Annotated in this window: 19 protein-coding genes; 16 read left to right on the top strand and 3 right to left on the bottom strand. The window is 41.2% G+C overall.

Annotated elements, in window-relative coordinates:
- Positions 1-233: 233 nt before the first annotated feature.
- Positions 234-2,738, bottom strand: coding sequence for an NEW3 domain-containing protein (locus JCM12304_RS00790; RefSeq protein WP_060678239.1), 2,505 nt, complete (start codon positions 2,736-2,738; stop codon positions 234-236).
- Between the two features lie 336 nt (positions 2,739-3,074).
- Between JCM12304_RS00790 and JCM12304_RS00795 the strand changes: the two genes are divergently transcribed.
- From JCM12304_RS00795 to argH, 6 genes are all read left to right on the top strand, one after another.
- Positions 3,075-4,238 (top strand): ROK family transcriptional regulator, encoded by a 1,164-nt coding sequence (locus JCM12304_RS00795; protein WP_060678240.1) that lies wholly within the window; start codon positions 3,075-3,077, stop codon positions 4,236-4,238.
- Positions 4,239-4,257: 19 nt separating this feature from the next.
- The gene (locus JCM12304_RS00800) at positions 4,258-5,361 is read left to right on the top strand and encodes an extracellular solute-binding protein (RefSeq protein ID WP_256200738.1); all 1,104 of its coding nucleotides are present in this window, start codon (positions 4,258-4,260) and stop codon (positions 5,359-5,361) included.
- Between the two features lie 42 nt (positions 5,362-5,403).
- Complete coding sequence (locus JCM12304_RS00805; protein WP_060678242.1) at positions 5,404-6,507, top strand: ABC transporter ATP-binding protein; 1,104 nt, start codon at positions 5,404-5,406, stop codon at positions 6,505-6,507.
- The gene (locus JCM12304_RS00810; RefSeq protein ID WP_019378141.1) at positions 6,508-8,193 is read left to right on the top strand and encodes an ABC transporter permease; all 1,686 of its coding nucleotides are present in this window, start codon (positions 6,508-6,510) and stop codon (positions 8,191-8,193) included.
- Positions 8,194-8,284: 91 nt separating this feature from the next.
- A complete protein-coding gene (locus tag JCM12304_RS19820) occupies positions 8,285-8,503 on the top strand; it encodes a hypothetical protein (protein WP_060678243.1) in 219 nt (72 codons plus the stop codon).
- Positions 8,504-8,508: 5 nt separating this feature from the next.
- Positions 8,509-9,684 carry an argininosuccinate lyase gene (argH, locus tag JCM12304_RS00820; protein ID WP_060678244.1) on the top strand — a complete coding sequence of 392 codons (1,176 nt, stop codon included), beginning with the start codon at positions 8,509-8,511 and terminating at the stop codon, positions 9,682-9,684.
- A 425-nt stretch (positions 9,685-10,109) separates the two neighbouring features.
- Here the strand turns inward: argH and JCM12304_RS00830 are convergent, their stop codons facing one another.
- The gene (locus JCM12304_RS00830) at positions 10,110-10,325 is read right to left on the bottom strand and encodes a hypothetical protein (protein ID WP_060678246.1); all 216 of its coding nucleotides are present in this window, start codon (positions 10,323-10,325) and stop codon (positions 10,110-10,112) included.
- 220 nt (positions 10,326-10,545) lie between these two features.
- Here JCM12304_RS00830 and JCM12304_RS00835 point away from each other — a divergent pair, with 220 nt between their 5' ends.
- Positions 10,546-11,493, top strand: coding sequence for a nuclease-related domain-containing protein (locus JCM12304_RS00835; RefSeq protein WP_060678247.1), 948 nt, complete (start codon positions 10,546-10,548; stop codon positions 11,491-11,493).
- Positions 11,494-12,020: 527 nt separating this feature from the next.
- Here JCM12304_RS00835 and JCM12304_RS00840 read toward each other — a convergent pair.
- A complete protein-coding gene (locus tag JCM12304_RS00840; protein ID WP_060678248.1) occupies positions 12,021-13,109 on the bottom strand; it encodes a C40 family peptidase in 1,089 nt (362 codons plus the stop codon).
- A gap of 605 nt (positions 13,110-13,714) precedes the next feature.
- Here JCM12304_RS00840 and JCM12304_RS00845 point away from each other — a divergent pair.
- The 9 genes from JCM12304_RS00845 (at position 13,715) to galU (ending at position 22,220) form a co-directional block, all read left to right on the top strand.
- Complete coding sequence (locus JCM12304_RS00845) at positions 13,715-14,482, top strand: YveK family protein (RefSeq protein ID WP_019377600.1); 768 nt, start codon at positions 13,715-13,717, stop codon at positions 14,480-14,482.
- Positions 14,457-15,155: a CpsD/CapB family tyrosine-protein kinase gene (locus JCM12304_RS00850; protein ID WP_060678249.1), complete on the top strand. Its 699-nt coding sequence runs from the start codon at positions 14,457-14,459 to the stop codon at positions 15,153-15,155. The genes JCM12304_RS00845 and JCM12304_RS00850 overlap by 26 nt, the downstream gene beginning before the upstream one ends.
- Before the next feature lie 437 nt (positions 15,156-15,592).
- Complete coding sequence (locus JCM12304_RS00860) at positions 15,593-16,366, top strand: tyrosine-protein phosphatase (RefSeq protein WP_060678251.1); 774 nt, start codon at positions 15,593-15,595, stop codon at positions 16,364-16,366.
- Between the two features lie 112 nt (positions 16,367-16,478).
- Positions 16,479-17,246, top strand: a complete 768-nt coding sequence (locus JCM12304_RS00865) for a tyrosine-protein phosphatase (protein WP_060678252.1) — start codon at positions 16,479-16,481, stop codon at positions 17,244-17,246.
- Positions 17,247-17,822: 576 nt separating this feature from the next.
- Complete coding sequence (locus JCM12304_RS19220; protein ID WP_060678253.1) at positions 17,823-18,035, top strand: helix-turn-helix domain-containing protein; 213 nt, start codon at positions 17,823-17,825, stop codon at positions 18,033-18,035.
- Positions 17,996-18,490 (top strand): LuxR C-terminal-related transcriptional regulator, encoded by a 495-nt coding sequence (locus JCM12304_RS00875; RefSeq protein ID WP_256200739.1) that lies wholly within the window; start codon positions 17,996-17,998, stop codon positions 18,488-18,490. The genes JCM12304_RS19220 and JCM12304_RS00875 overlap by 40 nt, the downstream gene beginning before the upstream one ends.
- A gap of 93 nt (positions 18,491-18,583) precedes the next feature.
- The gene (locus tag JCM12304_RS00880; RefSeq protein WP_060678255.1) at positions 18,584-19,267 is read left to right on the top strand and encodes a response regulator transcription factor; all 684 of its coding nucleotides are present in this window, start codon (positions 18,584-18,586) and stop codon (positions 19,265-19,267) included.
- A gap of 38 nt (positions 19,268-19,305) precedes the next feature.
- Positions 19,306-21,135, top strand: a complete 1,830-nt coding sequence (locus JCM12304_RS00885) for a polysaccharide biosynthesis protein (RefSeq protein WP_060678256.1) — start codon at positions 19,306-19,308, stop codon at positions 21,133-21,135.
- 209 nt (positions 21,136-21,344) lie between these two features.
- The gene (gene galU / locus JCM12304_RS00890; protein ID WP_060678257.1) at positions 21,345-22,220 is read left to right on the top strand and encodes a UTP--glucose-1-phosphate uridylyltransferase GalU; all 876 of its coding nucleotides are present in this window, start codon (positions 21,345-21,347) and stop codon (positions 22,218-22,220) included.
- Positions 22,221-22,382: the final 162 nt, after the last annotated feature.

A 22,382-nucleotide genomic window follows, 5' to 3' on the forward strand; every position in this document is an offset into this window, starting at 1 on the left:
ATGAGTCTCGCTTGGAGGGTGAGCCGTCGCGGTACGAGGCAAGAGAGTCTCGATCAGCGCCCCACCAGTCGCGGTACATGGCCAGCGAGTCTTGGCCAGCGCACCACCAGGCGCGGTAAGCAGCGCACCAGTCTCGGCCCGAGCAGCGGCAATCACGTCCCACCAATCAATCGAGAGAATCCTCTACACAAAAACAAGCAGATCCTCCAAGGATCTGCTTGTTTTGCTTCAATCTATTCATTTTCCATGCCATAGCTTAATAGGTTTGTGAAGATGCGATAGCCGCCAGGGACCTGGTTGTTGATTTGGCGGTAGAATACGAGGTTGGTATAGAGATAGGTTCCCTCGCCATATTCTGCCATTAAGATACCGCCTGTAAATGGATCTTCATTTGGGTCTGCCATGGAGACGAAGGTTTCGTAGCGGTCATCCCAATTCATTGGGTAATATAAGCCGCGTTCCTGGACCCAGTTATCCCAGTCCTTGTCGGTAATTTTATTTGGATAGTTAAATAATTTATGTTCCGGCTGTAGCATAGTTACCGGAGCTGTTTCATCGGTGACACGCCATTTGATTGAAGGCTGCCCGATTTCCAGTGGGTATGGGGCTGTTGTGTTACTATCCCAGTTGTCCCACGGTTTGTGATATTGAACAACAACATGGCCGCCATTTTCAGCATATTCCAGCAGGCGATCATTATGTTCAATAAGGTCTTCTCTTGCCAGGCGTGCTCGAATGCCAGTAACAATTGTGTCATATTGACTTAGGTCCCCTGAAGCCAGGTCCTGTTCAGTCAATTTTGTTACATCAAATCCGGCATTTACTAATGCATCTGCAACAGTATCAAAACCACTTTCTACATAACCGATTTTCATGTTGTCCGGTTTTACCAGTTCAAATGCAACTCCATCAATGCTTGACGGGTATAGATAATAGGCATCATTAATGTGCTCATAGCTAATTTCTTGAATCGTTGTATCAAAAATCTCATCATCTGCTTCAGCGATAGCGCTAATAGAGAAATTTCCTTCTTTCACATCAGCAGGTGGTGTTACGTGAAAAGTGACTTGCTGTTCTTCGCCTTCTTTTTCAAATTCCACTTCTTGCTGTACAGGTTCACTCGTCCATCCATCCGGCAAATTCAAGGAAACATCTGCTTCGTGATCATCTGCTTTATAATTTTTTACTTTCACCGTAACAGGGATGTTTTCTTGAATGTCAGCCGTGTTAACCATCACGTTTTCCGGATCTGTTGTGACACTTAACTCAGGAAGTACAGATAGTGGCTGCTCCAAATCAACAGCATGGGTAGTTTCGGCGCCTTTTTCTTTAAAACTAATTTGTGGTTGGATTACTGAATCGTCATATGGGTGTGTATAGTCTGCTTCTTCTGGTACTTCTCCTTCAAATTCCACTGTTTTCGATTCATTTGGTTTTAACTTACCGATCTCTTCATTCTCATCAAAATCCCATTCCTCGGGAGCATTAATGCCTGCGTTCACATGCTTAATCATCTGGTTACCATTATTTGTAATTGTCATTTTTACTGACACATCTTCATCTCTTGTAACTACAGATGAATCTGCAGTTATCTCCACATCTAAACTGGAAGCGACAAAGCTGACTTCCTGTAGTTGTGCTTCTTTTAATTCCAGTTTGTGTAAAAGATCATTTTTCAAATCTTTATCCATGCTGCTGCTTTCCACTTTTTCAGTTAGTTTACGAACATCCTTTAACGCCTTCTGGGAAGGGGAGAGGATGGCTTCGCGATCTGGATAGAGCTCTATAATTTGATCTAAGTCCTTTTGTAATTTTTCCAGCTTCACGCTTAAATTTTTCTCGGAAACCTTGTCCGCCCAAGCATCAAGGTCATAAGGAATTCCAGCGAATAAAGCTTCCCCATTTGACGAAACGGCTTCTTTCCATAGCTCGAAGTGAAATTGTCTTGGTTCAACTGGGACGTCATTCCCCATCCCTTGGCTTTTATGCATATACCTTGATTTCTCGCCAAGCTGTGGATAGGACATACCATAGACAGGATCATAGTCGCCAATTTCAAGCGAGGTTGTTGCTTCTTCCTCGGAAGCTGCTGGCAAATAGAGTTTTTTGACTTGCCATGTTGATAGACCTTCATCCAATTGCTCCGGGAAGACGGAAGGATCTGCAGCATCTTCAAAAGCTCTGCCACTCAAAACAGTCATTGCCCGGTGATGGCCATGCTGTGTATCGACATTGCGGAATGATGGCATAACCACATCCGGTTGATATGTGCGAATAAAACGGATTAAGCGTTCATATGTTACCTCTTCGCCCCATTTTTCCAATGTTTCTTCAGGGGATTTGGAAAAACCGAAGTCATAAATCGGATCTGAGGTAGTTTCACTTAAATGATATGCTTTTACCCCAGTGATCTTAGCTGCTTCGATCATTTCATTTGAACGGATAATTCCAAGTGCGTTACCTAATTCACTGCCAATTTCATTTTGACCGCCTTCCCCGCGGTTAGCGATCAGGCTTGAAGTTTTAACACCAAGGCCTCTTGAAAGGTATGCAAGTAAGTCACTTCGCTCATCATCCGGATGTGCTCCGGTATTTAAAAAAGTAACTGTCGTGCTCAGAGGTTTAACCGCATTCCATAATTCTTCGTCATGCTTGGTCTTGTCCTTTGCCGCCCCAGTAATAGGGAGCAGGGAGATAACCAATACTGCAATTAAAAATAGATAAGAAAACTTCTTCATTTTGTAACCCCTTTCATTATTTTTAAATAGTTTCACTCAGTTAGTAAACATAACTAACCAACTAAAGTGAAAAGCCTATTCAGCAAACATACTACCAATACGTCCTTTTTGTGTAAATAGTCCAAAAATACTATATTTTTTGTTATTTAAATTCAAAGGCGTGAAAATCAGAAGTCGGCATATAAATCATATATAGAGTAAAAAAATAAATTTTCAAAATCCACTTTACAATAATAACGCTTTCATTTATAATCTTGGTAACAATCTAATTAGTAAGTAAACTTTACTAACCTACAATTCTCAGGGAATAAATATAAAGTTTAAGGAGCCTGTCCAATGCAGAAAGGAAATGCAGCCTACATAAAAACAATGAACAAGCGACTTATCCTCAAATGTGTGATGGAAGAGGATGCTATATCCAGAGCTGCTATAGCGAAAAAACTATCATTAAGTAAACCAACGATTTCCACATTAGTAAATGATTTATTAGAGGATCAATGGTTAATTGAAACAGGAAACGGATCAGCTTCAAGGGAAGGAGGAAGAAAGCCGGTTAATTTAACATTTAATGCGAAGCGATCCTATATTGTCGGGATCGATATTGGAGGCACCAATGTAGGAATGGGAATTACCGATTTAAACGGGCATGTCTGTGCATTCCGCGAATTCCCCACACAACAGCATTTGGAGCATAACTTATTTGAAGAAATGAAACGAAATGTTGATTCGATGAAGGATCAGCTCCGAATTGATGATACGAAGATTCTAGGAATAGGGGCAGGAATCCCTGGTGTCACCAACATAAAAGAAGGAATTGTAGTAGAAGCTCCGGCTCTTAAATGGAAGCGTTTCCCAATTGTTGCAGAGCTGGAAAAGACCTTTCAACTGCCTATCCATGTAGATAATGATGTGAACATTAATGTACTTGGCGAGCATTGGATGGGCATTGGTAAAAACAAAGAAAATCTCGTTTATGTCGCAATTGGTACAGGAGTCGGAAGCGGGATCATGATTAATGGCAATTTATACCGTGGCACAAATTACAGTGCAGGTGAAATTGGCTATCTCGTGACAGATAAAGAATATGCAAAAGCATACCATCCGGTACATAAGGGATATGGATTTTTAGAAAGTGTCTCGAGTGGTTCTTCGATTAGTATGCAAATAACCAAAAAGTTAGGTAAAGAATTGAGTGCCAAGCAAGCGTTTGAACTATATAACGAAGGCGATGAAGCAGCAGTGGAGGTCATTGATCAAGCACTGGAGCATTTAGCTATCGGGATCAGTAATTATGTTTCGTTATTTGATCCGGAAATTATTATTTTAGGAGGTGGTGTCAGCGGATCATTTTCCCTTATACACAAGAAAGTGATGGACATCATGAATCGGTACGCTCCACAGCAATGTGAAGTAGTACGAACATCTTTTGGCAAAGAAGCGGGAGTCATTGGTTCAGTAGCATTATTTTTAAACGAGTTTGAAGGATTGTTTGAAATTTAAATTGAGAGGGGTTAATCAAGTGAAAAAGCTAAGCATGTTTTTATTCATCGTTCTTCTAGGGTTGTTGCTCACAGGCTGTATGGCTGGTGGTAGTGATGAAAGCAGTGAAGAGAAAAGTGACGGGGGTGGCGAAGGTTCTGCTTCCAATGAAGATTTGGAAGAAAAAGTTGTCGTCTATTCCCCACACGGTAAAGATATTTTAAGTGATTTCCAAAAGCAATTTGAAGAAGAGTATGGCATCAAAATGGAATTCTTGGATATGGGTTCACAGGAGATTTTAGATCGTGTGCGTTCAGAAAAAAATAATACCCAGGCAGATGTTTGGTGGGGTGCACCTCAAGTGAACTTCGACCAGGCAAAAGATGAAGAGCTTTTAAAAGAGTATAAGCCTTCCTATGCCGATGCATTGGATGAGATGTACCATGATGAAGACTGGATGTGGTCTGGAACATCCATGACACCAGAAGTTATTTTGTATAATTCAAAAGAAATTTCCAAAGAAGAAGCACCAAAGGATTGGGATGACCTGCTTGACCCGAAATGGGAGGATGAACTTATCATTCGCTACCCACTTGCTTCAGGTACGATGAGAACCATCTATTCTGCAATGATTTACAGAACATATAAGGATACACAGGATCCACAGGAAGGTTATGAGTGGTTACAAAAGCTGGATGAAAATACGAAGGAATACTCTGCTAACCCGGAAATTATGTATAACCAGGTTGCTAAAGGTGTTGGCTCCCTATCTGTTTGGAACATGCCGGATACTGTTATGCTAGCTGAAGAAAAAGGCTACCCGTTTGATTATGTAATTCCTGAGAGCGGCACACCTGTATTGACGGAAGGAATTGCAATTATTAACGATGCACCACATCCAAAAGCAGCTGAAGCATTCTACGAGTTTGTAAATACACCTGAAGCAGCAAAGCTGTTGGCTGAGAAATATTACCGCATTCCGACAAGAGAAGATGTAGAGGATCTGCCAGAATGGATTACAGAAACAGAAATTAATCCAATGGATATCGATTGGGCTCTTTTCCAGGAGAAGTCAGAAGAATGGATGGAGCATTGGGATAACAAAATTAAAAACACAGAAAAAGATAAAAGTGAAGAAGAATAAATAAATCAAGCTAGGCTTTTTAGAAAGAGGAGTTGTTTTTTCATGTCAACAGTAAACTTGTCAGAGATTACAAAGCAATTTGGGAACGTAACAGCGGTCAAGGGGTTGGATTTGGTCATTAAAGAAGGAGAATTCTTTACATTTTTAGGTCCAAGTGGATGTGGAAAAACAACAACCCTCCGAATGATTGCTGGCTTTTATTTCCCAACTAAAGGAAAAGTGAAATTTAACGAGCGGGACATGACCTCTGTTTCGCCGGAAAAAAGGAATACAGGCATGGTTTTCCAAAACTATGCCCTGTTCCCACATATGACTGTTTTTGAAAACGTTGCCTTTGGACTAAAAGTTAGAAAGATAAATAAAACAGAAGTAAAGCGCAGGGTAGAGGATGTTTTGAAAAAAGTGCGCCTGGAGCAATTTATTGATCGCCAGGTAAGTCAGTTAAGTGGCGGTCAGCAGCAACGGGTTGCCTTAGCACGCGCACTTGTAATTGAACCGGATATTCTCTTGCTTGATGAGCCTTTAAGTAATCTGGATGCTAGATTGAGAGATGAAATGCGTACAGAAATACTGCGGCTACAGCGGGAATATGGCATTACAACTATTTATGTAACACATGATCAGGTAGAGGCTTTAACGATGAGCGACCGGATCGCCGTATTTAATTTAGGTGAATGTCAGCAGGTTGGCACACCGACGGAAATTTATAATAAACCGGTGAATGACTTCGTTGCTGAGTTTATTGGTGAAACAAATCTACTACCTGTGGAACGTGAAAAGCAGGAGGGAGAAATATTTACTTTTTCCAGTAAGGACTTGGAACAAACGGTACATGTAGCTCATACAGAGTTGAACATTGCAGACTACAATGATACAGATGATTTGTATATGTCCATACGTCCGGAGGCAGTAGAGATTTCTGAAACGCCAATACAAGCAGAGAATGTGTTTTCCGGTACCGTAACACTTGTTCAATTTACTGGTGAGTCGGTACATACCTTTGTGAAAATCAATGAGAGCGTAACAATTAAAACAACAGCGTTAAACCGGGGACCGAGCACGTATTTTAAAGAAGGCACACAGGTATATGCCTATCTGCCGGAGAATCATATTCGCGTCATCCCCGAGGCAAAGGGTGATAAATAAATGTTAAATGCTGAAAAAAGAAAAACGATACTTTTACTCATCCCCGTTGTTTTAATTCTAGTTGGTTACGTGTTATATCCATCGATTGCTACGATTGTAGAAAGCTTTAAACAAAAAGGCGTCTTCTCCATGGAAAATTACAATGACTTCTTTGGAGAAAAATCAGCAGCGAACTTTGAAGCATTATGGAACTCTGTCTATATTTCGTTGTTGTCGGTATTCTTTAGTGCATTAATCGGTATACCGCTTGCTTATATTTTTAACAGGTATGACTTTCCCGGCAGGCAGTTTTTCTCCAATATTGCGATTATGCCAATTGTACTCCCATCGTTAGTTGGGGTAATGGCATTCATGTTTTTATACGGAGAAGCAGGCCTCGTGCCGAATGCCATCAAGGATCTGTTCAATTTATCAGAGGTTCCCTTCAGCATTGGCGGCATATCAGGAATTTTGCTTGTGCATGCATATACGATGTATCCGTATTTTTATATGACGACATCATCTGCATTAAATAATATTGACCCTTCCTTGGAGGAAGCGGCCTACAATTTAGGTTCAAGCAAATTTAAGGTATTTTGGAAAGTAACGTTTCCCTTATTAACACCAGGACTTGTTGCTGCATCTCTATTGGTCTTCATGGTATCCATGGCTTCCTTTAGTGCCCCGTTTTTATTGGCGGGCGGATTCCGGGTCTTAAGCTTACAAATTTACTTTTCAAAAATTAACGGTGATCTGGAGATGGCTGCAACCCAATCCGTTATTCTATCCGTTGTTTCGATTTCCTTCCTATTATTTATGCGCTGGTATCAAAGCAGGAAGGATTACCGGATGGCGAGTAAGGGGATTGGCGCACACCGCAGTGAAGTAAACAATCCAGTTCTAAAAGGTGTGATGGTAACACTTGGAATTGTTGCAATGATTGTTTTACTCTTGCCACATGCGACCTTGCTTATTCTGTCACTCGTCCCAGAAGGTGCATGGACATGGCAGACCTATCCAACAGCATTCAGCCTGGAAAATTTCCGATTATTATTTGAGGATCCGAACATTTGGGATCCGGTGAGAAACAGTTTAATTATGACGTGCCTAGCCTGTATCGGTGTATTCATCTTTGGGATTATTACATCGTACGCACTCGTGAAACGAAGCTTTATCGGCAAAAACCTACTCGATATTCTTGTGATGATTCCATGGGCATTACCAGCAACCGTGGTCGGGATGAATTTGATTTTGGCATTTAACAAGCCATCTCCATTTTCTTTTGGACAGATCTTGGTCGGCACGTTCTGGATCCTGCCACTTGCTTACTTTGTGCGGTTTATCCCACTGGTAGTCCGTTCAACAACTGCCGTATTGGAGCAAATGGATGATTCCTTGGAAGAAGCAGCGCAAAATCTTGGCGCAAAATGGTTTTACACCTTCCGTCGTGTCGTGATACCAATCATTATGCCAGGCGTACTAAGTGGAACACTGTTGGCATTTGTGCAAGCGGTCGGCGAATTCCCTACATCGGTATTGCTATATACACTAAGCAATAGGCCGATTTCGATTGAAATTATGAACCAGCTCCGCATGTTCAACATGGGGCAAGCTGCAGCGTACGGCATGATTCAAGTCGGATTGATCGCGATTGTCATGTTTATCGCCTATCGCTTCTTTGGGGTTAAGTCGGAGAATACGTTGTAGGATTGTTGTGAGATTTGGTTTGAGAAGATCTATGAAAAATTATTAGAAGTTAATCAATCAATGATAATCAAAAAATGTTGAGGTGCTACTATTGCATACATTAAAGGAACAATTTGAGAAAACAGATGGTGTCGTTTTTCCTGGAAAAACCTTCATGGATGAACTACTGAAGCCGGTTTTTTACGACCAAAAAGAACATCTATTTGATGCGATGTTTCACATCCATAAAGCACATACAACGATGCTTGCAGAACAAGGCATTCTAACTGATGATGAGGCTGCAAAAATTTTGGAGGCGTTGCCGAGGTAGAAAAGATGGAAAAGGCAGATATCGAATATTCTTCTTCCTATGAGGACCTGTTTTTTCTAGTTGAATCTCAAATTGGAACATTAATTGGTGACGAACTAGCAGGAAAAATGCATATTGCCAAAAGCAGGAATGACATGGGTGAAGGCATGTACCGTATCGTTCTACGCGATTATTTACAGGAAACAACAGAAGCTGCAGAAAAGCTGGCTGAGGCCATTTTGTATCAAGCAGAGAATCATGTAGAATCCATTATGCCTGCACATACCCATACACAGCCAGCCCAGCCAACAACATTCGGCCACTATTTGGTCGCCATTTATGATAGCTTGCAGCGGGATATCGATCGCTTGAAGCAAGCACGAAAAACAGTCAATCAATCCCCAATGGGCGCAGCAGCCATCACCACCTCCGGCTTCCCGATAAACAGGGAACGCATGGTGGATCTGCTCGGCTTTGAAGGATTAATCGAAAACTCCTATGACGCCATTGGTGCAGGCGACTACTTAATCGAAGCGGCTCAGGCATTGATCAGTCTCATGACAAATATGGGACGCTGGTTACAGGAATTCCTGCGAATGACCTCAAAGGAAGTAGGGTTGCTTAAGGTATCAGATGCTTATGTACAAATAAGCAGCATCATGCCACAAAAGCGTAACCCCGTATCCATTGAGCACTCGCGCGCCATCGCCAGCAGTGCCGCGGCAGAAGGTATGGCTGTTGTGCATATGATCCATAACACACCATATGGAGACATTAATGACACAGAGGATGACTTGCAGCCACACCTTTACGCAGGCTTCAAGAAAGCATTGCGTGTGCTGAAGCTCATGCGTGCTGTTGTAGTGACAATGGACTTTAATAAAGATCGCGCCTACCAGCAGGCAAGAGAAAACATGATCACAATCACCGAGCTTGCCGACGTGCTCGCCCGCGATTATGGAGTCTCTTTTCGCAAAGCACATCATAAAGCGAGCGTCATCGCCAAAATGGCTGATAAGCAGGGCAAGGAATTATATGAAATACCAGTTGACGAACTGAATGAATGGCTGGAGGACGTGACATTGACCGAGCAAGACTGGCAGCAAATCACAGATCCCTATTACTTTGTCCAACGTCGACGCGTGACAGGCGGAACAAACCCGGATGTAGTAAGAGAGATGATTGATCGGCGGAAGGAGTAGTTCTCCTTTTGGTGGGGGGCGCTCTCTCATATGGAGCGTGTGCTGTCTCAAATAGGGCCTGGGTTGTCTCATATGAGGTGGGTGCTGTCTCAAATGGGGCAGGTGGTCTCTCATATGAGGTGGGTGCTGTCTCAAATGTGTCAGATGGTCTCTCATATGAGGCGGGTGCTGTCTCAAATGTGAAGCTGGTTCTCTCATATGAAGCGTGTGCAGTCTCAAATGTGAGGCTAGGTCTCTCATATGAGGCCGATGCTGTCTCAAATAATATGGCTGCTCTCTCAAATGGAGCGTGTGGTGTCTCAAATAGGAGCCAGTGTCTCTCATATGATAGTAAATGTCTAAAAAGGATGGGCGTGGTTTTGCCCATCCTTTTCCATGTGGATTTTAATTAACTATTGTGGTGTTTTTATGTGTGAGTTTATTAACTAGAAGCTATTTATTCCTAAGGTGCTTTTGATGCGTTGGATATCTACTTTCATTTTCCAAACTTCCTCCCGCAAAACCTCTGTTTCAGCAGAAGCTGCTGCTTGAAAACCAATTATCTCTTCCTCTTCTTCACGCTGCCCCAACTGCTTTTCTGTATCTTCTAAACTGGACATTATTTTGTTCAGCATTTCTATTATTTGATCCTTCTTTTCCACTCCCACCACCTCCTTATATTTTAATAGATTATAGCACATATCAAAAAAGATTTAGAAAGAAATTTATAATAATTAAAAAGAACTTTGCTTCCTTAACAGATAATGAAAAACTTACAAATAAAATTAGAAATTCAGCATCAATATAGCATTTAAATTCAATTATTGGCTTTTCGCTTCATTCCCCAAACCGTGCTACAGTAGCTTTAAAAAGGAGAAAGATATGAAACTAAATACACGAACCAAACCAACTTCTTTAAAGAAATACGAAGCACTCCTGCAAAGGCTCGGCCCAAACCATCCAAAATTAATGGAAATCGAATCAAAAGCAGCAAGAGAAATATACGGTTATGAAGGAGAGAGATTAGTAGATTATCATACTGACTTTTTGACAGAAGATTTTACTGTTGTTCATCAACTTACTTTGAAATTGCGAGGTAAACTTTTTCAAATGGATACAGTCGTGATTGGCGATAATGGCATCTATCTTGTAGAAATCAAAAATAATAAAGGAATTGTTACTTTTAATACAACATTAAAACAATTTTCTAGAGAGGATGGCGAAAATGAAATTGGTTATCGTTATCCCATTACTCAGGTGGAGCTTCAGAAGTTGAAGCTGGAGCATTGGCTGCAGCTGCAAGGGTATCCAGAGGTACCGATTTATCCGCTCATTGCAATTAGTAAACCTAGTACGATCATTAAAGTCAGTGGGGATGAGGAGGAGGTTGCGCGGAAAGTTCATCATGCTGAGTATATTCCGAAAGAGATATTGGATTTAGACAGGAAATATAAAAGCGAGACAAAACTCCCCCATGAAAAAATCGGTCGACTTCTGCTTCGAGCCTCCAGCGAATATAATGCAGACATTCTCAAAGAGCATGGTGTCCTCCTGTCTGATCTAGTGCCTGGGATATATTGCTCCCATTGCAACAGGCTAGAAATGGTGAGAGGACACAACACATGGAAATGCGATCACTGTCAGAAAAAAGATCAAAAAGCACATCTGCAAGCACTGGCTGATTATTTTCTGTTAGTCGGTCCTTCTATATCCAATTCTCAAGCTCAATACTGGCTACAATATAATGAAAAAAGCTCAATTACCAGAATGCTAAGAGGAGCAGGGCTATATCACGACCGTCGCAACCGAAAATGGTGGTTAAAAAGATGAATAGGAGTGGAGAAGGATAGGTAATATAAGGCCAACTAGTGAAAGATGAAATTACTCTTGAATAGAATGAGAGAGTTTCCCCTGATTTGAGAGAGCCCGCAGTCCATATGAGAGACCATACTGATCAAATGAGAAAGCCCGCATCCAATATGAGAGACAGCACTCCATCCAAATGAGTGAACCCCCACCCAATATGAGAGAGTCCGCATGTCATATGAGACAGCACGCACCTAATATGAGAGAACGCCCCATCCATATGAGAGAGCACCCCACCCAAATGAGACAGCTGCATGCCATATGAGAGAACACCCCATCCATATGAGACAGCACGCCACCCAAATGAGAAAGCCCGCACTCCATATGAGAGAGCATGCCACCCAAATGAGAGAAAACGCACCCTATATGAGACAGCACCCCATCCAAATGAGAGAACAACACACAACCCAACAAAAAAAGAACTCCAGCCACGCTGGAGTTCTCCCTTATAGTATAAGTGCTATTACATCATATGTAATAATATTAACCTATTAATAGAAACGCTTGTAGCTATCGAAGTGCTTGCTCCAGTAAGAGTTGCTTAGCTTCGTTTTTGTTACGCCTGTGGAGGTTCCTGCATGGATGAATTCGTTGTTTCCAACGTAGATTCCCATGTGGGAGATTCCTTTTCTGTAAGTTCCTGAGAAGAAGACTAGGTCTCCAACCTGTGGCTTGCTTACATGGTAAGAACGGTTGTAGTAGCCGTCTGTTGATAAGCGGCTTACGCTTTTGCCTGCGTTCTTATATGCATAGTAGATGAATCCGCTGCAGTCAAAGCCGCTTGTGGTGGAACCGCCCCATACATATTTCGTGCCCATAACGCTTTTGGCTGTGCTTACAAGCTTGTTCACATTGTAGTCAACATTCGTTGCAGTTGACCCGCCAGAACTGCTGGAGCCTGAGCTTGACCCTGTGCTACTTCCGCTTGTGCTTCCATTAATGCTTAGTTTTTGTCCGATTAGGATTAAGTCAGAGCTTAGGTTGTTCCATTTCTTCAAGTTGGATACACTCACACCATATTGTGCTCCGATGCGTGATAAAGAATCTCCGGATTTAACAACATACACCTCGGATGAGCCTGTTGATGGCTTGCTTGATCCGCTGCTTGAGCTTCCAGAAGAACTTGAATTAGAGCTGCTTGACGATGAGCCATTCTTGCTTACAACGAAAACATTTCCGGGGAAGATAAGCGTGGTGTCAAGGTTGTTCCATTTCATTAAGTTACTTAGAGAAATGTTATGTTTTGAGGCAATTCCACTTAGTGTATCGCCACTTTTTACTGTATATGTAGAGTTTGAATTAGTAGATGGTTTAGTAGTATTTGAGCTGTTGCTTGAATTAGAGTTGGATGATTGCTCGTTATCTGTTTCTATGATTTGATTTGGATAAATAAGATCTCCTGAAATTCCATTGATGGAACGTAACTGTGAAATGCTGGTGTTATATTGCTGGGCTATTGACCACAATGAATCTCCACTTTGAACCTTATGAGACGCTGCTTCTGCTTCCTCTGCGCCAACTACCGCTGCGGCTATCGCTGCAGTTGCAGTTACCGACATAATAATCTTTTTATTGGCCAATCGATGATTCTCCCTTCACAAATCTATCTATTTATTCTTCCATTTTTTCTAAGAAGTGACTCTATTATATAAGTAGAAGAAGGAAAAATATAGATATATAGGGAATTTGTAATGAACTTGTAATATTAATCCTGTTTATGGAGGGAATACTATATATATTGTCATTTTTATGTACAATCATCTTTTGTAAAGAAAAATTTAAGAAAATCGTTTCATGAGCAACCGGTACCATATTTGCGTTTTCGACAACACCTCCTTTTTCAAACGGAAACTGACAAAGCTCGCAATTTCATGCGAGGACTTCAGCGTTTATTTCATTATCCTTCCAAAAACCTTCTATTAACATATATAACTTTTACCTTCCGACTTAAGTACTATTTCATGTCATAGAAACAAATTCTTCCAAAAATTATCTTCATCTTTTTTCTAATTATGTGTTATAATTTCGATTATAATGTCGATATATAGAATATGTTGCAAAATCACTTTTGCAGAATCATAGAATAAGGAACAGCGAATAAGCTTTGGTCGAATGGATCGCCCCCTCATCCTAGTAGATGAAGCTCTCCCCGTATTCAGGCTGGAAACAAAATGGAGGTACTTACATGGAAGAAACGATTTCCCTCAAGGAAATATTTGAGGTCATTAAAAAAAGGCTGATGCTCATTATTGCCTTGATGCTTGGAGCTGCAATTATTGCTGCAGCGATCAGTTATTTTGTATTAACACCAACCTATCAAAACAGCTCTCAATTTCTTGTCACCCAAAGCCAGGAAGACCCAAATACGCAATACAATTCCAATGATATCCGTACAAATATTGAACTCATCAATACATATAATGTCATTATTAAAAGCCCGCGGATATTGGATGAAGTTGCCAAGGAGCTTAACTTGAATCTCACACCAGAACAGCTTTCCGGAAAAATTGAAGTATCGAGTGCGGAACAATCACAGGTAGTAACTGTTACCGCTACAGACCCGGATCCAGAGCTTGCAACCGCGATTGCCAATACAACTGTCGAAGTTTTTCAGGAAAAAATCCCTGATTTGATGAACGTGGATAATGTATCAATCCTTTCACAGGCTCAGTTAACAGCTGACCCATCACCAGTAGCGCCAAATCCAATGTTGAATATTGCGATTGCTCTTGTGCTTGGAGCGATGGTAGGAGTTGGACTTGCCTTCTTGCTTGAATACTTGGATAACACGATTAAGTCAGAAAATGATATTGAGAAAAAACTGGAAGTTCCCGTGCTTGGAGTCATCTCTCATATTGAAGAAAATGATATCCGTTTTGAACCAGGAGCAATGCAGGCTGGGAAGAAACTAAGAGGGGGTGGCTATAATGGCTCGCAGAAAAAAACAATCTAAAAGCAATAAAATGAGATATTTAATTACAAAATTAATGCCACGGTCCCCGATCTCTGAACAGTATCGTACCGTCCGCACCAATCTGCAATTTTCTGCTGTAGATGAAGAATTGCGACGCATCATGGTAACCTCTGCAGGTCCAGGCGAAGGGAAATCGATGACGACAGCAAATCTAGCTGTGGTATATGCGCAACAAGGGAAAAAGGTCTTGCTTATCGATGCGGATTTACGGAAACCGACGATCCATTACACATTCCGTCTCGACAATTTGCGCGGACTAAGTAATATTCTTGTAGGAGAAGCATCTATTGAAGAAGCGGTATCCTCCAGTGATGTGGAGAACCTTGATTTGATCTCCTGTGGCCCGATTCCGCCAAACCCATCTGAATTACTAGCTTCCAAGCGAATGGAAAAAATGCTGGAAGCAGCAAGCGAAATGTATGATGTCGTGTTATTGGATACACCACCAGTACTTGCCGTAGCGGATGCGCAGATTTTGTCCGGCCTCGCGGATGGCGTTGTACTCGTCGTTCGCAGTAAGCATACAGAATATGAAGCAGCTGAAAAGGCGATAGAAGCATTGCAAGCTGTAAATGCCAGAGTACTAGGCACGGTGCTGAATGACCGTGATAAGAAAGAAGCAAATTATTACTACTATTACGGTACAAATTAATAGATTTTGTAAAAACCTCCATGTTGTGTGGAGGTTTTTTTGTTGCGCTATTTTGGTTGGGGGGGAGTGTGGTTGCTGGCTCTCTCATTCGGGCGGGTGCACTTTTCAAACGGGCACTCATCATGCTCCTAAACTCTCAATCTCTAGCTAAATCTCCCACATACCAGCTTTTTCGCCTCCTGCAGCGTGCCTATATAGTACTAAAAAGTCATATGTTTTATAAATGGAAAAACAAGGGAAAACAGTTAATAAGTATCGGTTTTTTGGAAAAAGACTTCCATCACACATGACTTTTTAACTATTTTCATGACTTTATTATGACTATAATTTCCTATAAATAACCAGTTACTTTTGTTATTATATTAAAACAGATATAAATAGAGACAAACAAGATTAATTTGGGCATAAAGGGGTAACAAGTTATTAGGGGGGCTTTTATGATTGATATTCATAACCACATTCTACCTGGTGTAGATGATGGAGCGAGTTCATTAACGGAGAGTATGGCAATGGCAAGGGAAGCTGTAAAGGAGGGGATCGATACGATTATCGCCACCCCTCACCACAAAAACGGGGAGTTTACCAATACAGCTGAACAAATTATTGGTGCAGTGGAATATTTGAATCATAAGTTACAGGAAGAGAATATTTCCGTACAGGTTTTGCCAGGTCAGGAGACAAGGATCTATGGGGAGATGCTTGAGGACCTGGAAAAGGGAGAATTGCTGCCATTAAACAAAACAAGTGGCTATGTGTTTGTAGAATTGCCAACAGAGCATGTCCCACGCTATACGACCCAACTTTTGTTTGATATGCAGATTTCAGGATATAAGCCGATCATTGTGCATCCGGAGCGAAACCATGAATTGATGGAAAGTCCGGATAAGTTATATCGGCTTGTGAAAAATGGTGCTTTAACCCAGATTACTGCAGGCAGTATTACGGGTAAAACGGGTAAAAAGGTGCAAAAGTTTGCTTATCAACTTTTAGAGGCGAATTTGACTCATTTTATCGGCTCTGACGCACATGGTGTGAAGAAACGCAGCTTCTATATGAGAGAAGCACTTGCTGATATCAAAAAGCATGTAGGTAATCATACGACGTATCAGCTAATGGAAAATAATGAAGCAATTGTTTCTGGACATGGTGTGTACATGGATCCGCCAGAACGAATCGCTATGAAAAAGAAGTGGGGTATTTTTTCTAAATAGAAAAGCTGGAAATAAGCTTGTATCGCTCTAAAATGGGACTAATATAGCCTGTCTGTACCTAATGTTTTCTGTTATAATTTCCTATAAAGATATAAAAATAGGAAGTGAAGACATGATAGATATTCATAGTCACATTTTACCGGGAATGGATGACGGTGCGGCAACAATAGAAGATAGTGAGGCGATGGCAAGAGCGGCTGTGGCAGATGGGATTCATACAATCATTGCGACACCACACCATCAGAATGGAAAATACAATAATGAAAAAGCAGAGATTTTACCATCGGTAGATCAGCTAAATAGTCATTTACAGGAAAAGGGCATCCCTTTACTCGTGCTGCCAGGGCAGGAAAATCGCTTGTACGGCGAATTAGTGACACATTTAAAAGCGGGACAACTCGTGACATTGGCGAATGAAACGGACTATGTATTTGTGGAGTTTCCTTCAGGACATGTGCCGCGTTATGCGAAACAGATGCTGTTTGACATACAGGTAGCAGGCTTTAAGCCGGTGATTGTTCATCCGGAGAGAAATAGAGAGATCATGGAGCATCCATCTGTTTTATACAATTTTGTGGATAAGGGTGCATTATCTCAAGTGACTGCTGCAAGTATTGCAGGCAAGTTTGGCAAAAATGTACAAAAGTTTGCTCATCAATTGATTGAGGCGGACTTAACGCATTTTGTCGCATCTGATGCGCATAATACAACTTCCAGAGGTTTTTGTATGCAGGAGGCGTTTGAAGAGGTTAGTAAGCGACATGGTTCGCAAACGAGCTTTTTCTTAATGGAGAATGCGCAGCTTCTTGTGGAAGGATTAAATGTGAATCGGAATGAGCCTGAACAAGTGAAGAGGAAAAAGTTCCTCGGTTTGTTTTAAAGGGAGATGCCAGAGACTGTATCTTAGTTTCTGTGCGTCTTTTTTTTATGCGCTGTAATCGTGGTTAGAGTCAAAAAACAATAGAATTTAGACTAAAAACTAAATGGCAGCGTCATCTCGCTGCGGAAAAATACTGCGCTGGGAGTAATTCATTTATCAGCAAGTACTCATTTACAGTCATTAGAAACTACAAATTACTAATTGATTGGAGCGGAAAGTGTCCCTCTGCAGCGGAGGTTAATGGGAGCATAAGGAAAACTAGACATGGTTAATGCGACCATAACAGGCTTCTCTAAATAAACGGAATACAACATAACAAACACAACAAGCCGTACATCGCTAATCAAGCACTACTAACACCCTATGCCCAACAATACTGCTACCAGGGCCCCCTTACAAAATAGGGATGGGCTAATACGATTAATACATACTTTCACTACATCAAGTTAAAGGTAAGCTCAAATTCAAAATACTACCTACACTAATTTATTCATTTCTAAAGGCTTTGCATTATTATGTATACCTTTTGACCTATACTAATTAATAGACCAATCATTGTGGAAAGGGGATGGGGAGTTGGAACAGATTCAGGTGCTGATTGTAGAGGAGCAATCATTAATGCGGGAGGGGATTGCAGCGATCATTAATCATACAGAGGACATGGCCGTTGCGGCAATGGCTGACAGTGGCAGAAGGCCATTGACTATATTCGAAGGCAACCGCCGGACGTGGTGCTGCTGGACCTTCATATGGAGGATCTGGATGGGATTAAAACAGCAAGCACAATAAAGGAAGCTTGGCCCTCGGTGCAAATAATCTTTCTGACTTCATTTGCTGAGGAAGAACTGATTTTACGGGGGATTGATGTTGGTGGAGCTGGATTCCTATTAAAAGAAATCCGTGCACAGACATTGGTTCGCTCGATCAGACAGGTGCATGATGGGGACGTTGTTTATTCTGGGCAAGCTGCAAGAATACTAATCAACAAGATTCGTGAGCTTACATTAAGTGAGAAGGAAATATTGGGGAAGCGCTTGGAAAACCGGGGGATTCATCTGACAAAGCGTGAGCTTGATATTACGTATTTATTTATGAGTCGAATGACGAATAAACAAATTGCGCAAAAGTTATACCTCGGGGAAGGCACCGTAAAGAATTATATTAGTGAAATTTATAATAAACTTGGAAACCGGAATCGCAAGCATAATATCAATTTTCTGAAAGAAGTGTTAAATAGAAAGTAATGGAAGTTATTACTTTTATTTGTAAAAGTAACTAAAAATATGACTAAATATTTAGTACTATTGAAATATATCTTTTTTACTAGGGGAGAAGAGATGGACAGAATATGCTACACGAGCACAATGGATTATATACCCTCTGTTATACAATCCATTAACAAAGAGGCAGATATGCAAATTGATTTTGTAACATATACAGAGAATATTCGACGTTTAATGGTGCTTGCCAATCCAACAATACTTCTATTTGATATCGAGGGGATAGAAAAATCAGAAGTTCAGCATACGATCACTTATTTAAAGCAAGAATTGACAGGGGTAAGCATCATTATTCTGACCGCACCAGTACATGAGGGCAGCTCTTTATGGTTGATTGAAGCTGGGATTGATAGTGTCATAGAGAAAAAGGAGCATATACATACAAACATTGTTTCGACAATTCGAACGGCCGCAGAAGGCCATTTTATTATGCCTTCTAAGCTGATTTCTCCGCTATTATCTGAGTTACAAGAGTTGAAAGTAGCGAATTTTGACATCTTTTACCGAAAGCTGTATGACTTCGATATTGAGTTATCCAAGCGGGAGGCAGAGGTTGCCTACTTAATGAAGCAAGGACTGAAGAATGGAACCATTGCAAAAAAGCTGCAATTATCGGAAGGGACAATTAAGGTCCATGTAAACCATATTTACAAAAAATTTCCTATTAAACGCAGACGCAATGTGATAGAATTATTAAATAAGATCATGGTAGAAAAAAATCTACAATTACCTACATATTAATTGGAAAAATTACTATAGAATAGAAAGGAGCGAAGGCTTTGACATATCGAACAAGACTGACATTGTTGATCATTCTCGACTCCCTGATTGTCAGTACTGCGATTTTTATCGCATCTTGGATTGTATATCCTTCGACAAATGTTTCACAGCTTGATGCGATCATTATTAGTGCGATAGCTCTATTAGTCTTTCATCATCTTTTCGCATTTATTTATAAGCTGTATAACAAAGTATGGGCCTATGCGAGTATTGGAGAATTAATAGCGATTGTGAAGGCCATTACGCTGTCGATTATTGCGGCGGGGATTGTGCAATATCTGTTTAATGACTTTGCGGTCTATCGTAGAGCATTACTTATTACATGGATGCTGCATATCACTTTAATTGGTGGATCCCGATTTGTATGGCGGATATATCGTGACCGTTATATTGCAAAAGCGGACAACCAGAAGCGTACTTTAATTGTAGGTGCTGGATCGGCTGGAGCAATGATTGCAAGGCAGCTGAAGAATGATCACAACAATCAGGAATTGTTACCAGTGGCTTTCGTAGATGATGACATAAATAAACAAAAGATGCAATTGTTTGGTCTTCCTGTAGCAGGTACTGTGAAAGAAATTCCGAACATTGTAAAAAATCTGGAGATCCAGCATATCGTCATTGCGATTCCTTCCTTGAAGAATGGCGCATTGGAGAAAATTGTAGAACAGTGTAATAAAACAACAGCCAAGGTGCAGATGATCCCGAAAATTGAGGATCTGATGACAGGCAGAGTGTCTGTCAGCCATTTGAAAAATGTCGAGGTAGAGGATCTGCTTGGGCGGGAGCCTGTGAAGCTGGATATTAACGCAATCTCGGAATATGTGACAGACAATACGGTAATGGTGACAGGAGCAGGTGGCTCGATCGGTTCAGAAATCTGCCGACAGATCATGAAATTCAATCCAGGCAAAATTGTGCTATTCGGACATGGCGAATTTAGCATTTATACTATTGATATGGAATTACGTAATAGATACAAAGATGCCAACATTGAAATCGTGCCTGTTATCGGGGATGTTCAGGATCGTGACCGTGTGTTTGAAGTCATCAAAGAACAGCAGCCAGCGATCATTTATCATGCTGCTGCACATAAGCATGTGCCGTTAATGGAATACAATCCACATGAAGCAGTGAAAAATAATATCGTCGGCACTAAAAATGTCGCAGAAGCTGCCGATACATTTGGTGTGAGTACCTTTGTAATGGTTTCGACAGATAAAGCAGTTAATCCGACAAACGTAATGGGTGCAACCAAGCGTGTTGCCGAAATGGTTGTCCAGGATATGGCAAGAAAAAGTAAAACGAAATTTGTCGCTGTCCGATTTGGGAATGTACTCGGAAGCCGAGGCAGTGTGATCCCGCTCTTCAAGAAACAAATCGAACAAGGTGGCCCAGTAACCGTAACGGACCCGGAAATGACCCGTTACTTTATGACAATTCCAGAAGCATCCCGACTAGTTATCCAGGCAGGAACGTTGGCAAGAGGTGGCGAGATCTTTGTCTTGGATATGGGCGAGCCTGTAAAGATTGTCGATTTGGCAAGAAACCTTATCAAACTATCAGGCTACTCGGAGGAAGAGATTCCAATTCAGTTCTCAGGTATCAGGCCTGGGGAGAAGATGTATGAGGAGCTTCTTGGTGAAGATGAGGTGCATCCTGATGCGGTGTATGAGAAGATTTATGTCGGTCGGACGATGGATGTGGATGCGGCATTGTTCCTTAATTTAATTGATCGGTTTGAGGGTTATGATGCGGTTGAGTTGAAGGATAAGTTGATGGGTATTGTGTTTATGGAGAAGACATTGTTGAGTGTGAAGGGGAGTTAGTTTGGATAGGGTCTTTTGGCGACCGCAGAGTGAAAATATACTCGCTTTCCGCGGGCAATGCTTCAGCTTCCTCGGAAGAAAACCACTTCCTGCGGGATCTTCAGCTATTGCTTTTCCCGCAGGAGTCTCGCATATTTTCTTCTGCTGTTAGGGATTAACTTCCTACTCCTACTAACCAATACTGGTAAATAAAAATGGGGGTTATTTGATTGAAAACAGTCAAAAAGGCTATTATACCGGCAGCAGGGTTGGGAACAAGATTTTTACCTGCGACAAAAGCAATGCCTAAGGAGATGTTGCCGATTGTTGATAAGCCTACGATTCAGTATATTGTGGAAGAAGCTGTGGCTTCTGGGATAGAAGATATTATTATTGTAACAGGTAAGGGTAAGCGTGCGATTGAGGATCATTTTGATAATAACTTTGAACTGGAAGATAATCTGGTAAAAAAAGAAAAGTTTACATTACTAGAAAAAGTGAAGCAGCCTTCCCAAGTGGATATTCATTATATCCGACAAAAAGAACCAAAAGGACTTGGCCATGCAGTATGGTGTGCACGTAAGTTTATTGGCAATGAGCCATTTGCTGTATTGTTGGGTGATGATATTGTTCGTTCAGCAACACCTTGCTTACGTCAGTTGATTGAGCAGTTTGAAGAGACAAGCAGCTCTGTTGTAGGTGTGCAGCAAGTACCGATGGAAGAAACACATCGATATGGGATTGTGGAACCGAGTACGGTAGAGGGTAGAAGGTATCAGGTGAATAATTTTGTTGAGAAGCCTGCGCAGGGCACATCACCTTCCAATTTGGCGATTATGGGACGTTATGTATTTACACCGGAAATTTTTGATTTTCTGGATAGACAAGAAATTGGTGCAGGTGGAGAAATTCAATTGACGGATGCGATTCAGATGTTGAATGAGCTACAAAAGGTGTATGCTTATGACTTTGAAGGCAAGCGATATGATGTTGGTGAAAAGCTTGGCTTTGTAAAGACGACAATTGATTTGGCTTTGGAGAATGAAGAGATTAAGGATGAATTGTTGGCTTATTTGAGAGAGAAGGCTAGTGGGGTTGAGGTTTAGGGGTTAATTCTGATTCCCTTGTTAAACCTTGCGGTTTAAGATGATAAACTAGAACTTATAGGTGTTATAAATGTTTAATCAATCGTTTGTTTAGGTGAATGCATGGGAGGGTTGGACATATTGTAGTGTCTTAGCCCTTTTATGTGTGTTTGGGTGTCACAC

The sequence above is a fragment of the Virgibacillus halodenitrificans JCM 12304 genome (assembly GCF_001310895.1).
Classification (GTDB): domain Bacteria; phylum Bacillota; class Bacilli; order Bacillales; family Amphibacillaceae; genus Virgibacillus_Q; species Virgibacillus_Q halodenitrificans.

Excerpts from the sequence above, each read along its gene's own strand:
- argH (WP_060678244.1), top strand. The coding sequence starts at position 8,509 with ATGGAAAAGGCAGATATCGAATATTCTTCTTCCTATGAGGACCTGTTT.
- JCM12304_RS00810 (WP_019378141.1), top strand. The coding sequence starts at position 6,508 with ATGTTAAATGCTGAAAAAAGAAAAACGATACTTTTACTCATCCCCGTT.
- JCM12304_RS00795 (WP_060678240.1), top strand. The coding sequence starts at position 3,075 with ATGCAGAAAGGAAATGCAGCCTACATAAAAACAATGAACAAGCGACTT.
- JCM12304_RS00860 (WP_060678251.1), top strand. The coding sequence starts at position 15,593 with ATGATTGATATTCATAACCACATTCTACCTGGTGTAGATGATGGAGCG.
- JCM12304_RS00850 (WP_060678249.1), top strand. The coding sequence starts at position 14,457 with ATGGCTCGCAGAAAAAAACAATCTAAAAGCAATAAAATGAGATATTTA.
- JCM12304_RS00805 (WP_060678242.1), top strand. The coding sequence starts at position 5,404 with ATGTCAACAGTAAACTTGTCAGAGATTACAAAGCAATTTGGGAACGTA.
- JCM12304_RS00865 (WP_060678252.1), top strand. The coding sequence starts at position 16,479 with ATGATAGATATTCATAGTCACATTTTACCGGGAATGGATGACGGTGCG.
- JCM12304_RS00790 (WP_060678239.1), bottom strand. The coding sequence starts at position 2,738 with ATGAAGAAGTTTTCTTATCTATTTTTAATTGCAGTATTGGTTATCTCC.
- JCM12304_RS00835 (WP_060678247.1), top strand. The coding sequence starts at position 10,546 with ATGAAACTAAATACACGAACCAAACCAACTTCTTTAAAGAAATACGAA.
- JCM12304_RS00875 (WP_256200739.1), top strand. The coding sequence starts at position 17,996 with ATGGAGGATCTGGATGGGATTAAAACAGCAAGCACAATAAAGGAAGCT.
- JCM12304_RS00880 (WP_060678255.1), top strand. The coding sequence starts at position 18,584 with ATGGACAGAATATGCTACACGAGCACAATGGATTATATACCCTCTGTT.
- JCM12304_RS00845 (WP_019377600.1), top strand. The coding sequence starts at position 13,715 with ATGGAAGAAACGATTTCCCTCAAGGAAATATTTGAGGTCATTAAAAAA.